The sequence below is a fragment of the Demequina iriomotensis genome (genome assembly GCF_000971395.1).
In the GTDB taxonomy this organism is placed as follows: domain Bacteria; phylum Actinomycetota; class Actinomycetes; order Actinomycetales; family Demequinaceae; genus Demequina; species Demequina iriomotensis.
Window position 1 is genome coordinate 1 of the sequence record NZ_BBME01000004.1, and the last position, 1286, is coordinate 1286.

General features: G+C 73.2%; 1 protein-coding gene. It reads left to right on the plus strand.

All coding sequences use genetic code 11. The features are described from left to right. Positions 1-1202, plus strand: a 1202-nt coding sequence (locus AOM09_RS00025; protein WP_062382433.1) for an HNH endonuclease signature motif containing protein, incomplete at its 5' end; no start/stop codon positions are given. Positions 1203-1286: the final 84 nt, after the last annotated feature.

Here is a 1286-nt window from a genome sequence, read left to right on the forward strand (position 1 = left end):
CCCGCGGCGGCGGCATGGCGCGCCGGCACGGGCATCGCAACGCCAACCAGATGGTGGCGAAGGGGCAAGGCGGCACCGGCGGTCAGGCCCGCGACGCGATCGTGACGGGCACGTTGCTGGCCGATGATGAAACAGCCGATGAGGGGCCGACACGATCACCCGTCGCGGCGGCGGTGCTGGCCGGTGAGCTGTCCGCCGCGCAAGCCCGGGTGATCGCCGAGACCCTCGAGCAGTGCGAGGGGGCACCCGACACGCTCGCGGCGACGCTGGTCGACAAGGCGAGACGGCTGACTTTGGCGGACCTGCGCAAGGCCTGCTTGGACGTCGTGGCCCGCTGGGACGTCGACCGGTGGCAGGCCCGCCAAGCCCGCCAACGCGCCGAGCGGTACCTGCAGCTGTCCGAGCGTGCGGACGGGATGGTGACCCTCACCGGCCTGTTGGACCCGGCCTCCGGGGCGGTCGTGAAGACCTGGTGCGACGCGCAGGTCGCCGCGGGCTTCGCCCGAAGGCGCGACCAGGGCCTTAGCCCGGCAGATCCAGGCGAGGCCGGTCGCCTCCGGGTCGACGCGCTGGTCGACCTCGCCCGCCATGGGATGCGCTGCGACCAGCCAGGTGCCGGGGTGTCGACCACCGTGGTGGTCCGCGTCGACTACGAGGTGCTGAAGACCGGGACCGGGTTGGGCGCGTGCGACGCGATCGCGACGCCGCTGTCGGGAGGGGACGTGCGCCGCCTCGCGGTGGACATGCGCATCCTTCCCGTGGTCCTCGGTACCGGCTCGCACGCCCTCGACGTCGGCTTCGCGAAACGGTTCTTCACCCCCGCTCAACGGATCGCGCTGGCCGAGCGCGACGGCGGGTGCGCGTTCTGCCACGCCCCCGTGTCCTGGTGCGACGCCCACCACATCCGGGAATGGTCCCTCGCAGGCCGCTCCGACCTCGCGAACGGCGTGCTCTTATGCACCCGCTGCCACCACCGCATCCACGACGACGGCTGGACCATCCGCGCCACCCCCACCCAGGTGTGGTTCATCCCACCCACCACCATCGACCCCGCACGCACACCACGACAAGGCGGCAAAGCCGCCCTCCACATCGACCTGCCCCACCGGACAGCAGACGTCGACGCCGAGAGCCCACCCAGCACCCAGGACCACGCCACGCCCGCGCACCTCACCGCCGCGACCACCGCCCCACCCTGGTAACCACCCCGCCCCACCGGCGCCCGCCCACCACGCGAGCGCCACGGCGGCGTGCCACGAACCCGGGAACCGCGCCCTCACGGCGCC